Here is a 14,471-nt window from a genome sequence, read left to right as displayed (position 1 = left end):
AGGACTTATGGTTTCCTCACCCAGCCTCATCCCCAACCTGATCGCCGCCGGCTTATATATAGCTGCGGCCATCTATCAGGGCACCTACTTGGCCCGGGGCCGCAAGGCCGACAAACGCCTGCTCGGCCTGCTCGGCGCCCTCGCCGTGGTCGCCCAGGGTGGCGCACTGTTCTTCCAGCTGATCACCCCGCTGGGGCTGAGCCTGGACTTCTTCAGCGCTGCCAGCCTGATCGCCGTGGCGGTCATCGCCCTGACGCTGCTGGCCTGCCTGCGTATCCCAGTGGAAAACCTGCTGGTGCTGCTGTTCCCGCTCGGCGCCGTCACCGCCCTGCTGGCCCAGTTCGCCCCGCCCGGCACCGTGCCGCTGATCGACGAAGAGCCGGGCATCCTCGCGCACATCCTGCTGTCGATCCTGGCCTATGGCCTGTTCACCATCGCGGTGTTCCAGTCGCTGCTGTTGCTGCTGCAGGACCGCCAGCTGAAGAACAAGCACCCGTCCGGCCTGATCCGCAACTTCCCGCCGCTGCAAACCATGGAAAGCCTGCTGTTCGGCTTCCTCTGGGCAGGCTGGTGCCTGCTCTCGCTGTCGCTGATTTCCGGCTGGCTGTTCCTCGAGAACCTGTTTGCCCAGCATCTGGTGCACAAGACGCTGCTGGCCTGTGTGGCCTGGGTGGTGTTCAGCGTGCTGCTGTGGGGCCGCACCCGCCTGGGCTGGCGCGGGCACAAGGCGATCCGCTGGACCCTGGCGGGTTTCTGCCTGCTGATGCTGGCCTACTTCGGCAGCAAGCTGGTCCGCGAATTCATCCTGCATATCTGACGGCCGCCCATGGACACCCTGCCGTACGCACCGCTACTCGGCATTCTGGCACTGGCGCTACTGTGGTCGGCACTGTTCACCGCCGTCGACGCTGCCCGCCTGCAGCTCAATGGTTCACTGCGCAACGGCGATGACGCCCCGCCGCCGCTGCCAGCCCAGGCCCTGGTGCTGTGCGCCAGCCTGGGCAAGCTGCTGGTGCTGGGCCTGGCGTGCCTGATCGGCCAACGCCAGAGCGGCGAACACGGCTTCTGGCTCGCGGGCCTGGGCGCGGTGGCAGCGCTGCTGGTGTTCGCCGAATTCCTGCCGCGGCGCCTGGCCCGGCGCAACCCGCAGGCGTTCATCAGCCTTGGCCTGAGCCTGCGCCCGTTTCCGCTCGCCCTGCTGCAACCTTTGGCCTGCCTGTTCGATGGCATCGCCAAGCTGATGCTGCGGCCGTTCCGCGCGCAGCCCACGGCAGTGGCCTTGCATCCGCAGGAAGACGACGTCTTCGACGAAGACGATGAGCACGAGGCGCCGCGCCATGGCCTGCTGGACGGCTTGCAGTCGCTGGACAAGATCACCGTCAACGACATCCTGGTGCCTCGCAACGAAGTCGACGGCATCAACCTCGACGACCCCATCACACAGATCATCGAGCAATTGATCGTCAGCCGGCACACTCGCCTGCCGGTGTATCACAGCGACATCAACCAGGTCGAAGCGATCCTCAACACCAAGCTCATCAGCCACTTGCTGCCCAAGGCCGAGCTGACTGCGGAGCAGCTGCTGGGCGCCTGCTACGAGCCCTACTTCGTGCCGGAAAGCACGCCACTGCAGATGCAACTGCTGAACTTCCACAAGCAGCAGCGGCGCCTGGGCGTGGTGGTGGACGAGTATGGCGAGGTGCTGGGTATCGTCACCCTGGAAGACATCCTTGAAGAGATCGTCGGCGAGTTCGAGGACGAGCAGAGCCTGGACAACCCGCACGTGCACCCGCAGCCCGATGGCACCTTCGTCATCGAAGGCAACGCCTCGCTGCGTGAAATCAACCGTACCCTGGGCTGGCACCTGCCGTGTGACGGTGGCCCGAAAACCCTCAACGGGCTGGTCACCGAAGCCCTCGAAAGCATTCCGGAAAGCGCCGTTTGCCTGAAGATCGGCCGCTATCGCCTGGAAATCCTCGAAACAGAGGACAATTGTGCCAGCAAGGTACTGGTATGGACCGTGACCCGGTAGCTATACTCGGGTCACGCTTACCCAGCCCCGCCGTTCCGCCCGCTACCCGCACCCGGCGCCACACGGCCAGTCCGCTGCACTGACACGCCCCGCGGTCCTGCTTCAACACCCCGAACAGTGCCCGCTCCCACCCCTACCCTTGCGGGCCGGTGTCAGGTGCGCGAACACAACAACAATACGCTCCGGCGTCCGCCAAGCCGTGCCCACCCTCAACGCCGGCACCGGCCACGGACAATGCCGTGGAGCGGAACAGACTGTCAGGGACCTACTTAATGACATCCACCACCTATGCCGAGGCGCCTGCCGCGCCGGTCAACTCGCCTGCGCGGGTCGCCACCGCCAGCTTCATCGGCACCGCCATCGAGTTCTACGACTTCTACGTCTACGCCACTGCCGCCGCGCTGGTCATCGGCCCGGTGTTCTTCCCTTCCGGGTCGGGCACCGCACAGATGCTCGCCGCATTCATTACCTTCGGCATCGCCTTCCTTGCCCGCCCGCTGGGCTCGGCGCTGTTCGGTCACTTCGGCGACCGCATCGGGCGCAAGTCGACCCTGGTTGCTTCGCTGCTGCTGATGGGTGTATCGACCACACTGATCGGTGTGCTGCCGGGCTACGACAGCATCGGCGTATGGGCACCGATCCTGCTCTGCCTGCTGCGTTTCGGCCAGGGCCTTGGCCTGGGTGGCGAATGGGGCGGCGCCGCGCTGCTGGCCACCGAGAACGCGCCGGAGGGCAAACGCGCCTGGTTCGGCATGTTCCCGCAACTTGGCCCATCGATCGGCTTCCTGGCGGCTAACGGCCTGTTCCTGTCCCTGGCCATGCTGCTCAGCGACGAGCAATTCCGGGACTGGGGCTGGCGCATTCCGTTCCTGCTCAGTGCCGCGCTGGTGCTGGTGGGGCTGTATGTGCGCCTGAAGCTTGAAGAGAGCCCGGTGTTCGCCAAGGCAGTCGCCCGTCACGAACGGGTGAAGATGCCGGTGGTCGACCTGTTCGGCAAATACTGGATGCCAACGCTGCTGGGCGCCGCCGCCATGGTGGTGTGCTATGCGCTGTTCTATATCTCGACGGTGTTCTCGCTGAGCTACGGCGTGACCACGTTGGGCTACAGCCGCGAAACCTTCCTTGGCCTGCTGTGCTTCGCCGTGGTGTTCATGGCCCTGGCCACGCCGCTGTCGGCTTGGCTGAGCGACCGTTACGGACGCAAGCCGGTGCTGGTCGTCGGCGGCCTGCTGGCGGTGGCTTCGGGCTTTGCCATGGAGCCCCTGCTGACCTCGGGCTCGACCACGGGCGTGGCGTTGTTCCTGGCCATCGAGCTGTTCCTGATGGGCGTGACCTTCGCACCGATGGGGGCGCTACTGCCAGAGCTGTTCCCGACCCACGTGCGTTATACCGGCGCTTCGGCGGCGTACAACCTGGGCGGCATCGTCGGCGCCTCGGCAGCACCGTTCTTTGCCCAGAAGCTGGTGAGCATGGGGGGCTTGAGCTGGGTGGGTGGCTACGTGTCGGCGGCGGCCGTGATCAGCCTGATTGCCGTGCTGTGCCTGAAGGAAACCCGCGATACCGAGCTGTAAGCAAGTGGGGCCGCTTTGCGGCCCCCTTCGGATCAGAACTCGACCTTGACCGCCTGCGATGCGCGGGTCGCCTTGGCCCGCGCCGCTTCGACCGATTCATCACGCGCCAGGCACACACCCATACGGCGCGTGCCGTTGATTTCCGGCTTGCCGAACAGGCGAATCGCCGTGTCAGGCTCGCTCAGGGCGGCTCCCAGGTTGGCAAAGCTGGTCTGCTGTGACTGGCCTTCCGGCAAGATCACCGCCGAAGCCGACGGCCCGAACTGGCGCACTACCGGGATCGGCAGGCCGAGAATGGCGCGGGCGTGCAGGGCGAACTGCGACAGGTCCTGGGAAATCAGGGTCACCAGGCCAGTGTCATGCGGGCGCGGCGAGACTTCGCTGAACCACACCTGGTCGCCCTTGACGAACAGCTCCACGCCGAACAGACCACGGCCACCCAGTGCATCGGTAACCGCCTTGGCCACGCGTTGCGACTCGGCCAGGGCTTTCGCGCTCATGGCTTGCGGCTGCCAGGATTCCTGATAGTCGCCCTTCTCCTGACGGTGCCCCACCGGTTCGAGGAAGGTGGTACCGCCGACATGGCGCACGGTCAGCAGGGTGATTTCATATTCGAAGTCGATGAAGCCCTCGATGATCACCCGGCCCTTGCCGGCACGGCCGCCTTCCTGGGCGTAGTCCCAGGACTTCTGCAGGTCGGCATCGCTGCGCAGCAGGCTCTGGCCCTTGCCCGAAGAGCTCATCACCGGCTTGACCACACAGGGGTAGCCGACGTCGGCCACGGCCTTGGCGTAGTCCTCGAAGGTGTCGGCGAAGTGGTACGGCGAGGTTGGCAGGTCCAGCTCTTCGGCCGCCAGGCGGCGAATGCCCTCACGGTTCATGGTCAGCTGGGTGGCGCGTGCGGTCGGCACCACGTTGAAGCCTTCGTTCTCCAGCTCGACCAGCGTGGCGGTGGCGATGGCCTCGATTTCCGGAACGATGTAGTGCGGTTTTTCCGCTTCGATGATTGCCCGCAGGGCAACGCCATCGAGCATGTTGACCACGTGGCTGCGGTGCGCCACCTGCATCGCCGGGGCATTGGCGTAGCGGTCGACGGCGATCACCTCGACGCCCAGGCGCTGCAGCTCGATCACCACTTCCTTGCCCAGCTCGCCACAGCCGCAGAGCAGCACACGGGTCGCGGTTGGCGACAATGGGGTTCCGATACGGGTCATTTCAGGTCCTCGAAGGCGTCCGGGGCCGCACCAGGCTTTGGCACGGCCCGCTGAAAAAGGACCGGTATTCTACACCATCAGCCCGCGACAGCGGCCCGCCGCGCACGAAATGCCATGGCCAGCCAGACGGCCGTGACACCGGCGAATTTGGACGCCATGGCGGTGCCGATCACCGCCGGTGTGAGCGCACCGATCATGCCGAAGAAGATGAAGGTATCCACCGGAATGCTCAGTGCCGAGCTCAGCCACAGGCGGTCACGCAGCGGCCGGCGCGTGATGCTGAACACCAGCCAGTCGATCAGCTCGGAGACGAAGAACGCGGTGGCGCTGGCCAAGGCAATGGCCGGCTCCGAGGTGGCGTACGACAGCACCAGGGCCAGCAGCATGGCAATCAGCGCGCCGTGGCCAAAGCGGGTCTGCACCATGTCGCGCAGAATGAACACCAGGCCGCCCCAGCAGGACCAGATGATGTCCAGGTGCGGGGCGCTGGAGAAGGCGTAGTTGATCAGTACTACGCTACTGATATAGGCAATGAGATAGAACATGGCGAGTGATCTGTGGGCAAGCCACACAGGTTACTTGATTTCGCGGTCAGTGCCCAATGATCAGGCCGGCAGCCACCGCGCGCTCATGGCACAGCTTGAGCACCGCCCGGCGCTCGGTATTGTCCATCCTTCCCCAGCGGCCGATCTCGGCCACGGTACGCTGGCAGCCGGTACAGATGTCCTGCTCGTCCAGGGCGCAGATGCTTACGCACGGCGAAGCCACCGGCCGCTCTACGGCTACGTCACTCATCGTCAACCACCAGCTCCCGCGCATAACGCTCGGCATTGTGTACATAGTGCGCAGCGCTGGCTTCGAGCATGCGCATCTGCTGTTCGGTCAGCTCGCGCACCACCTTGCCCGGCGAGCCCATCACCAGCGAGCCATCAGGAATTTCCTTGCCTTCCGGGATCAGCGCGTTGGCGCCGATGATGCAGTGCTTGCCGATCCGCGCGCCGTTGAGGATGACGGCGTTGATGCCGATCAGGCTGTAATCGCCGACCGAGCAGCCATGCAGCATGGCGTTATGGCCGATGGTCACGCCCTTGCCCAGGGTCAACGGCGAGCCCATGTCGGTGTGCATCACCGTACCGTCCTGGACGTTGCTGTCCTCGCCGATGTCGATCAGCTCGTTGTCACCCCGCAGCACCGCACCGAACCACACGCTGGCACGGGCCTGCAGGCGCACCTTGCCGATCAGGGTGGCATTGGGTGCGGCCCAGCTGGTGGGGTGGCATTCGACCCGATGGTCGCCCAGGCGGTATTTCATGTTTGCTCCTCAGGGGTTCACGCAGGCGGCGGGGTGTGCGCCGCTCAGATTTCGATGTAGCGCTCGGGGGGTTGATGCAGGCTGATACCGGCGTCATACAACAGGTTGACCAGCTCGACGATCATGATCGCCGACAACCCCCAGATCTTGTACTCGCCGTAGCGGTAGCTGGGCACGTACCAACTGCGCCCCTGGTAATCGATACGGTGGGTGTGGTCACGCGGGTCCTGGCGGAAGAATTCCAGCGGCACGCTGAAGACTGCCGCGATTTCAGCATCATTGGCGCGGTATTCGACGAAATCCGGGATCAAGCCGACGAACGGGGTCACTTTCAGGCCGTGCAGGGAGATCAGCGGGCTGAGTGGGCCGATCACTTCCACCAGGCCGGGCGGCAGGCCGATTTCTTCTTCGGCTTCGCGCAGCGCGGTAAACACCAGGTCCGGGTCTTCCGGGTCGCGGCGGCCGCCAGGAAAGGCGACTTCACCGCCGTGGGTCGACAACCCCTTGGCACGCAGGGTCAAGACCAGCTCGGGCGCTTCGCTGCGGGTGATGGGCAAAAGTACCGCCGCCTCGGGGAACCGTCGGTCGGTTTCCAGTGAAGCGGGTTGGTGGTTGCTCATACGGCGAAGTAGCTCGTCCAGCATTGCGCACTCTCGTTTCCAAGGCCTGCCTTGCATGATGCACCAAAGCCGCGAAGCACCCAAGCCCCGTGCGCTTGCGGCAGCCCCGCCTGGCGCGCCAAGATAACCCCGTCAAGAGGGAAGAAAAGCATGAAATTTTGCAGCGCGTGCGGCCAGCCAGTCATTCAGCAGATTCCCGAGGGCGACAGCCGCCTGCGGTTCGTCTGCGAGTCTTGCCAGACTATTCATTACCAGAACCCCAACATCGTCGCCGGGGTATTGCCCACCTGGGGCAGCCAGGTGCTGCTGTGCCGTCGCGCCATCGAGCCGCGCCGCGGCTTCTGGACGCTACCGGCGGGCTTCATGGAAAACGGCGAGACCCTCGACCAGGCCGCCCGTCGCGAAACCGACGAGGAAGCCTGCGCCCGGGTCGGCGACATGGCCCTGTACCAGCTGTTCGACCTGCCGCACATCAACCAAGTACATGTGTTCTTCCGTGCCGAGCTGGCCGACCTGGATTTTGCCGTCGGCGTCGAAAGCCTGGAGGTGCGATTGTTCGAGGAACACGAAATCCCGTGGGGCGAGCTGGCTTTCCGCACCGTCACTCGCACACTAGAATGCTATTATCGCGACCGCATCAGGCAGCACTACCCGATTGGCCATGAATACCTGCCGCCGATGAATGTTTCGCCCACCACTTAAGCTCGCAGGTACTGCTTCATGCGTTGGTTGTTCGCCCTTTTCTGCCTTTGCGTTACCACGGTGTCCCAGGCGGCCTTCACCGAAGTCATCATTCGCAAGCCGCAACCGCCGGTGCCGGCCCAGTCGCAATCCCAAGCGGCCATGCAGCCGCTGATCGACAAGGTGCTGGTGATCAAGTCCGAGCGCCGCCTGCAGCTGATCAGCCGCGGCGAACCGCTGAAGACCTACCGCATTTCGCTGGGCAAGCAGCCCAAGGGCGCCAAGGAACGCGAGGGCGACAAGAAGACCCCTGAAGGCCTGTACTGGCTGGACTGGCGCAAGGAAAGCGACCGCTTCAACCTGGCCATGCACATCACCTACCCGAACATCAGCGACGCCGCCCGCGCCAGCCGCGAAGGCTGGAGCGCTGGCAGCATGATCATGATCCACGGCACGCCGATCGACGAGAACTACCCCGAGTGGTACTTCCACACCCTCGACTGGACTGACGGCTGCATCGCCATGCGCAACCGCGACATGCAGGAAGTCTGGGACCTGGTCCGCGACGGCACCCTGATCGAGATTCGCCCTTGATAGTCCTGCATTCAGATTGAGCTTGTAGGACGTTTCATACTTCAAATACACACCTGCCCTACATCTTGCTTAGGCCAGGGACTGCATCCAACCGACGGCTTGAATTCTTAGCATCCACGCAAACGAGTACGTAACCCGTACGCCATTTGCGAGGGTGCCTAATGCAGTGCCGACTCCTTCACGCCGCCAGCAGGCTGCTCGCCGGTTGCCTGGCTGGCATGCTGATCTCCCACACGGTCCTGGCTGACGACCCTGCCAGCCTGCAACTGCGCGACCAGCAGCAATCCCTGCGGCATTTCGAACAGCAACAGCGGCTCAAGCGCTGGCAACAGCCGTCTGCACCGGAGCGCAATGGGCAGAGCGCCGCCCTGCCGGAAGACAGTCAGTGCTGGGCCGTGTCCGGCCTGCGCATCATCGGCAACCGCCAACTTGCGGATCAGGCGCTCGAGCCCGCGCTGCGCAAGTGGCTGCTGCCCTGCATGGGCATCGATCAGATCAATAGCCTGCTCAGGGGCATCACCCAGCTGTATGCCAGTGCCGGATTTCCAACCAGCCGCCCCTACCTGCGCCAACAGCCTCGGGATGCTGCCCCCCTGGACATCGTCATCGTCGAAGGCTTCGTCGAATCCATCGAACTCGACGACCCCGAGCTGCCATTGTCTTTGCCAGGCGCCTTCCCTGGCGTACTAGGCAAGCCCCTTTACCTGCCTGCCCTCGAGCAGGGGCTGGACCAACTCAATCGCCTGCGCGCCTTTGACGTGGGCATGGATTTGCTGCCCGGCGAGCTGCAGGGCGGCACCCGGGTTGTGCTGCAACCGCACAAGATTGGCTCACGCTGGCACCTGGACAGTCGCCTGGACAACCGCGGCAGTGAGCTGACCGGTCGCCACCGGCTTAACCTCGGCCTTGGCCTGGACAGCCCGCTGGGGCTCAATGACGACCTGCGCGTGTCGTTGCTCTCCAGCGTCTACCAAGCCCCCGGCCAGGTGCAGGGCGTCACGTTGTACTACAGCGTCCCCTACGGCCCCTGGACCTTTGCCCTCAACGCCAGCCAACTGACCTACGACGCACCGCTGCCGCACAGTCGGCAGACCAGCGACGGCAGCAGCAGCTACCAGGGCCTGAGCATCGAGCGGATGCTGTGGCGCAACCAGCAAGGCATGCTCAGCGCCAGCGTGCGGCTGGACCGCAAGCAGTTGATCAATCGCAGCGCTGGCGCCGTCATCACCCAGCAGAGCCCGACACTCAGCAGTATCGAGGCTGGCATCAATCTGCTGTGGCTCGAAGGCGGGTTATGGAACGGCTATGTGGGTGTTGCCCAAGGCCTGGACTGGTTCGCTGCCGACGAGGAGCCATTGGGTGCCGAACGCCTGCGCCCGGATTTTCGCAAGTACCGCGCCAGCCTGCTGCACCTGCGCCAGGGGCCGCCTGAAACACCTTGGCGCTGGCAAAGCGAGCTGGCCTTGCAGTACAGCGAACACGCGTTGCCCGCCGTCGAGCAATTACTGGTCAGCGACGACTCGACGGTACGCGGCTTTCGCCTGCGCACCTACTCCGGAGCCAACGGTGCGGCCTGGCGCAATACCTTCAGCCAACCACTGCCAGCGCACTGGGCCCACCCCCTGCAGATACGCCCCCACCTCGGCCTGGACGTGGGCTGGACCCGACACGCCACGGGCAAGCCCTCGCAACGCCTGGCAGGCGCAGCCGCCGGCATCGAACTGAGCCTGACAAACGCCCGGCTGCGGCTCGACTACCAACGCGCCCTCTATACCAGTGACCTGCCCCGCTCCCGCCTGGAGCCTGGCTTCTGGGTACTGGAGTGCACCCTGAGCATCTGATTCACCCACAACAAAGAGAACGAGAACATGCAGATACTCTCGCCGTTACCGTCTGACCGCCCGGACACCTTGCGCTGGGCAATCTTCCTCGCCCTGCTCGGGCCCACCAGCGCGCTGGCGCAGGGCGGGCTGGAGGCCGTCAGCGGCCCGGCAGGCACGCCCATCATCAACAACGATCATGGCGTGCCGGTGATCGACATCGTCCCACCCAACGCCAGTGGCCTGTCGCATAACCAGTTCCTCGACTACAACGTCGCCCGCGCAGGTGTAGTGCTGAACAACGCCTTGCAAGACGGCCAGTCGCAACTGGCCGGCGCATTGGCCGCCAACCCGCAGTTCCAGGGCCAGGCGGCGTCGACCATTCTCAACGAGGTGGTCAGCCGCAACGCCTCGCTGATCGAAGGCCCGCAGGAAATTTTCGGCCGCCCTGCCGACTACATTCTTGCCAACCCCAATGGCATCACCCTCAATGGCGGCAGTTTCATCAACACCACCCGTGCCGGGTTCGTGGTCGGCACACCCGAGTTGCAGGATGAACAGCTGCGCAATTTCAACACGCTGAACACCGCAGGCACCTTGCAGGTGCTAAGCGATGGCCAGAGCAATGCCGAGGGTGCGCTTGATCTGATTGCCCCCAAGGTGGACCAGCAAGGCTTGCTCATGGCCAAGGGGGACCTCAACGTGATCGTCGGCCGTAATCGCATCGCTCATGCCGATGGGCAGGTCCTCGAACACCTGCCTGGCACCCCGTCGAGCATCGACGCCAGTCTGTTCGGTGCCATGCGCGCCGGGCGCATTCGCGTGGTGAGCACTGCCGAAGGTGCAGGCGTGCGCATGGGGCCGATGGACTTCCGGGCCGATCACGGCATCGACGTGCAATCGGCCGGCGCCCTGACGATCAGCGGTGCAGGCGAGCAGTACGCCACGCTGAATACCAAACACGGCTTGCTGCGTCTCGGCGCCGCTGATGACCTTGCGCTACACAATGCCGATGGCCAGGCGGAACGCATCGAGATCAGGGCCGGGAACAAACTGACGCTGGATGGCGAAGCCCGTCAGGCACTCAGCAAAGACAAGGACAACTGGAGCAAGAAATTTGTCTTCATCACCCACGAAACCTATGACAGTGAGCGCACCACCACTCAGACCAGTCAGCAAGGCACCCGCCTGCTGGGCCGGGACAGTGTGCTACTGGAGTCAGGCGGCGACATGCAACTGGTGGCCGCCGATATCAATGTACTGGAAGAACTGACCCTCGCCAGCGGCGGCGACCTGGATATCGCCGGCGGGCTGGACAGCGAGCGCATCGAAGAAACCATTCGCCACCGCAAGCATCTGTGGCGGGGCGACCGCGATACCGAGCAGTTCAAGGAAACGGCCAAACCCAGCGAGTTGAACGCCAATCGCATGACGCTGAAGGCAAGCGATACCGTCAAGGTACGCGGCAGCACATTGAAAAGCCGCAGCGACATGGCCATCAACGGCAGGCAGGTAGAAGTGGGCACCCTGGCGCTGCAAGACACCAACAGCGAAAGCGGCTACCGCGGCGACCTGGTGTCCGGGACATTCTTCGGTGACCGCAAAGGTAATGACACTCAAGGCCAGACCGTCGCCGGCAGCCAGGTGATTGCAGGTGGAAAGCTGGAGGTGATTGCCGACCAGGTGACCATCAAGGGCAGCACAGTCAACGGTACCGAGGACGCAGTGCTCTACAGCACGAAAGGCCAGCTGACGATCGCGGCTGATCACGCCAGCAGCACCTCGACCGATCATGACAGCAGCAGCCAGGTGTTCGGCCTGTTCGGCAACGACAACACGCGCACATCCCGCAACGATCAGGTATTGATCAGCGATGTCTCCTCCAGCAGCAACCTGCGCCTGGCCAGTGCCGATGAAATGCGTATCCAGGGCGCCAAGGTGGAAGCGGGCCAGCATTTGCAAGTCGAGGCCAAAGGGGACGTCATGATAGAAAGCAGCCAGGCGCTTGCCGAGAGCGAAACCCACACCCGGCAGCGTGGCTTGACTGCCAGCGCCAAGCAGACCCAAGGCGCCAAAGATGGCAAGCGCGAGTCACATCAGTACAGTGCCGGCCTGGCCTACGACGTGGATGACAGCACCCGCAAGCAAAGCGAAACGACCCAGGTTGCAAGCGAACTCAAGGGGGCATCGGTCGCCCTGAACAGCGGGACACATCTGCAGGTCAATGGCTCCAAGGTCCAGGCCAGCGACGGCGATCTCGACGTGGACGCCAGCCAGGTCACGCTCGGCGCCACGCGCAACAGCCGCGACTCAACCATCACCGACACCCAGAGCGGCGGCGGTTTGACTGTTACGGGAGGCATCGACCGCCTGGGCAGCCTGTTCGAAGGCCATCACAACAAGGCCGTGCTGACCGAGCGCGACAGCCAGGCCCAACGCAGCGAACTGCAGGCCAGCGGCAACGTGAAGGTCAATGCTGACGAACTGGTGACCGAAGCCGCACGCGTCACTGCCGGGGATACCCTCATGGTCAGCGCCAAGCGCATCGACAACCGCGCAGTTCTGGATACCCATGATCGGGAAGAACTCCGCAACGAATGGTCCGGCAGCCTCGGCGCCAGCGTCGAGTACCGCGACCTGACCCGGCCGATCGAACGGCTGGTGCTGGGCGAAGAAGCCGCGCGCTTCCAGCAGGCCTCACCCGAGGACGCCATGGTGGCCCCCAGCGTCGGTGCCGACATGACCGTCGAGCACCTCAAACGCCTGGAAAACCAGCGCCGTGGCATTGCCCAGGTGAGTGAGCTGTCGGGTGCGAAGGTCGAGGTCAAGGCTGACACCCTCGACGACCAGGGTACCGCCTGGCGTGCCAATGCCGGCCAACTGCAGATCGAGGCCCAGACGCATACGATGCGTGCCGCCGAAAACACCCAGGAGGACAGCGTGCAGCGCCTGGCCTATGGCGGTGACCTGCGCATCGACACCAGCTCCGGCAGCGACCTGAACGCCCGCGGCGCGGGCAAGGGTGGCTCGCTGGACAAGCAGACAACGGCCGGCACTGCAGTACCCGGCAGCCTTTATGGGCAACAGGGCATTCAGGTCCAGCTGGGTAGCGATGGTCAATATGAGGGTACACGCATCAATGGTGGCGAAGGTGAAGTGGTCATCCACAGTGAAGGCAACCTGTCGCTGCCCCAGGCCAACGACCGCACCGAGGAGTTGACCCGCCAGCTCGACGGCAATGCGTGGGCCAAGGTCGGCAACCGGCCGGGCAGCACCGGCTTCGATGGCCGTGGCTACCTTGACCACGCGCAGCTGCAAACCGTGCAGACCAAGGCACACGTCGCACAGATCGACGCCAAGGGGGAAGTCCGCCTGAGCAGCGCAGGTGATCTGTCGCTGGAAGGCACCCGCATCGGCAGTCGTGAAGCCAAGGTGGGCGATATTCGCCTGCACAGCGATGGCGTGCTGCAGGTCAAGGCAGGCAGCGACACCCAGCAGGCCAACGGCGGCAAACTCGGCGGTGGCCTGGAGCTGGCTGCCAAGATGGGCGAGACCAAAGGCGGCGGCATCGGTGGCCATTTCACCCATGGCACGCAGGACGAAAACGCCCGTCAGGCCGTAGATGCCCGGTTCGCCAGTGCCGGCAAGCTGACCCTCAGCAGTGCTGCTCGCGAAGACATCGCCCTGCACCTGGAGGGCCTGCAGGCAGCCGCCGAACAGATCGCGCTCAACGCGTCCAGCGGCGGCATGCTGATCGAAGCCTCCTCCAATCAGGAGCAGCGCAACAATCTCGAGATCACTGCCGGTGCCGGTTTCAACATGACCGCAGGCACCACCGACACCCGTGGCCTGCATGGCCGGGCCAAGGTCGAACTGGACAAACGCGACAACCAGACCTGGAACGCCAGCAACCTGCGCGCCGAAACCATCGACCTGCAAAGCCGTGGTGATACCCGCATCGAAGGCGCCAGCCTGGAAGCCGGGCGCATCACCGGCGCGATCGATGGGGACCTGCGCATCGCCAGCCGCAAGGACAGCGTCGACAGCCTGACGGTGAAGGGCGATGCACGCTTGAGCCAGGAGAAAAACCCGCAGGGCTATGTCAACGCCGCCACCTCGCTGGCCGGGCCGCTGGGTGGCAAGGTGAAGGAGAAAGCCGGGTCGGCCTTGAGCAAGGCCGACCCGGGCTTCTCGCCGACCTTGAGCTTTCAGGTGTCGCACGTGCAGCGTGACAGCGTAGGGCAGCAGGCGGTGCTCAAGGGCAGTGACGGTGTCGAGCTGAAGGTGGGCGGTGATGCCCAGCTGGTTGGCGCGCGGTTGCAGTCGGCCAAGGGTGCGGTCGCGCTCGATGCTAGCTCGGTGAGCCGGGAAACCTTGAGTGGCAATGATTACCGTCGGGATGTGTCGGTCGATGCGTCCAATTCGCCGGTGGACCTGGGTACGGCGATTGCCGAGATGGCCAAGGGCAAAGGCGCGGCGAATGGCGAAAATGCGCTGGACCTGGGGCTGTTGCGGACCAGTGGGCATAGTCGCAGTGAGCAGTGGGTTTCCAGTGTGCAGGGTGGTAAGGCGGAATAAGGGGGGAGGCACGGATGTGCCTGCCTTGGGATGTTCAGCGCCTATGGGA

The 14,471-nt window shown here is 64.3% G+C and carries 11 protein-coding genes and 1 pseudogene; 7 read left to right on the top strand and 5 right to left on the bottom strand.

Annotated elements, in window-relative coordinates:
- The first annotated feature begins 7 nt into the window (after positions 1-7).
- From HU738_RS08075 to HU738_RS08065, 3 genes are all read left to right on the top strand, one after another.
- On the top strand, positions 8-817 hold the full coding sequence (locus HU738_RS08075) for a cytochrome C assembly family protein (protein WP_186603234.1): 810 nt from the start codon (positions 8-10) through the stop codon (positions 815-817).
- Positions 818-826: 9 nt separating this feature from the next.
- Complete coding sequence (locus HU738_RS08070; RefSeq protein WP_186603235.1) at positions 827-2,032, top strand: transporter associated domain-containing protein; 1,206 nt, start codon at positions 827-829, stop codon at positions 2,030-2,032.
- Positions 2,033-2,304: 272 nt separating this feature from the next.
- Positions 2,305-3,603, top strand: a complete 1,299-nt coding sequence (locus HU738_RS08065; RefSeq protein ID WP_186603236.1) for an MFS transporter — start codon at positions 2,305-2,307, stop codon at positions 3,601-3,603.
- Between the two features lie 32 nt (positions 3,604-3,635).
- Here HU738_RS08065 and purT read toward each other — a convergent pair whose 3' ends face one another.
- From purT to HU738_RS08040, 5 genes are all read right to left on the bottom strand, one after another.
- Entirely contained in the window at positions 3,636-4,817 is a 1,182-nt protein-coding gene (gene purT / locus HU738_RS08060; protein WP_103445466.1) for a formate-dependent phosphoribosylglycinamide formyltransferase, read from the bottom strand.
- Between the two features lie 77 nt (positions 4,818-4,894).
- Entirely contained in the window at positions 4,895-5,362 is a 468-nt protein-coding gene (locus HU738_RS08055; RefSeq protein WP_027920112.1) for a 7-cyano-7-deazaguanine/7-aminomethyl-7-deazaguanine transporter, read from the bottom strand.
- A gap of 46 nt (positions 5,363-5,408) precedes the next feature.
- Entirely contained in the window at positions 5,409-5,612 is a 204-nt protein-coding gene (locus HU738_RS08050) for a DUF1289 domain-containing protein (RefSeq protein ID WP_060512568.1), read from the bottom strand.
- A complete protein-coding gene (locus HU738_RS08045; protein WP_110637284.1) occupies positions 5,605-6,129 on the bottom strand; it encodes a gamma carbonic anhydrase family protein in 525 nt (174 codons plus the stop codon). The genes HU738_RS08050 and HU738_RS08045 overlap by 8 nt, the downstream gene beginning before the upstream one ends.
- A gap of 44 nt (positions 6,130-6,173) precedes the next feature.
- Positions 6,174-6,773 (bottom strand): CoA pyrophosphatase, encoded by a 600-nt coding sequence (locus HU738_RS08040; protein ID WP_027920115.1) that lies wholly within the window; start codon positions 6,771-6,773, stop codon positions 6,174-6,176.
- Between the two features lie 126 nt (positions 6,774-6,899).
- Here HU738_RS08040 and HU738_RS08035 point away from each other — a divergent pair, with 126 nt between their 5' ends.
- From HU738_RS08035 to HU738_RS08020, 4 genes and pseudogenes are all read left to right on the top strand, one after another.
- Positions 6,900-7,451: an NUDIX hydrolase gene (locus tag HU738_RS08035; RefSeq protein WP_176509762.1), complete on the top strand. Its 552-nt coding sequence runs from the start codon at positions 6,900-6,902 to the stop codon at positions 7,449-7,451.
- A gap of 153 nt (positions 7,452-7,604) precedes the next feature.
- Positions 7,605-8,024: pseudogene (locus HU738_RS08030) on the top strand (L,D-transpeptidase family protein); the annotation flags it as partial.
- A gap of 161 nt (positions 8,025-8,185) precedes the next feature.
- The gene (locus HU738_RS08025) at positions 8,186-9,865 is read left to right on the top strand and encodes a ShlB/FhaC/HecB family hemolysin secretion/activation protein (protein ID WP_186603238.1); all 1,680 of its coding nucleotides are present in this window, start codon (positions 8,186-8,188) and stop codon (positions 9,863-9,865) included.
- 27 nt (positions 9,866-9,892) lie between these two features.
- On the top strand, positions 9,893-14,422 hold the full coding sequence (locus tag HU738_RS08020) for a hemagglutinin repeat-containing protein (RefSeq protein ID WP_186603239.1): 4,530 nt from the start codon (positions 9,893-9,895) through the stop codon (positions 14,420-14,422).
- Positions 14,423-14,471: the final 49 nt, after the last annotated feature.

It is taken from the genome of Pseudomonas vlassakiae (assembly GCF_014269035.2).
Lineage (GTDB): Bacteria > Pseudomonadota > Gammaproteobacteria > Pseudomonadales > Pseudomonadaceae > Aquipseudomonas > Aquipseudomonas vlassakiae.
Note: the sequence above shows the minus strand (reverse complement) of the source record. Positions and strands in the feature narration are given on the sequence as shown.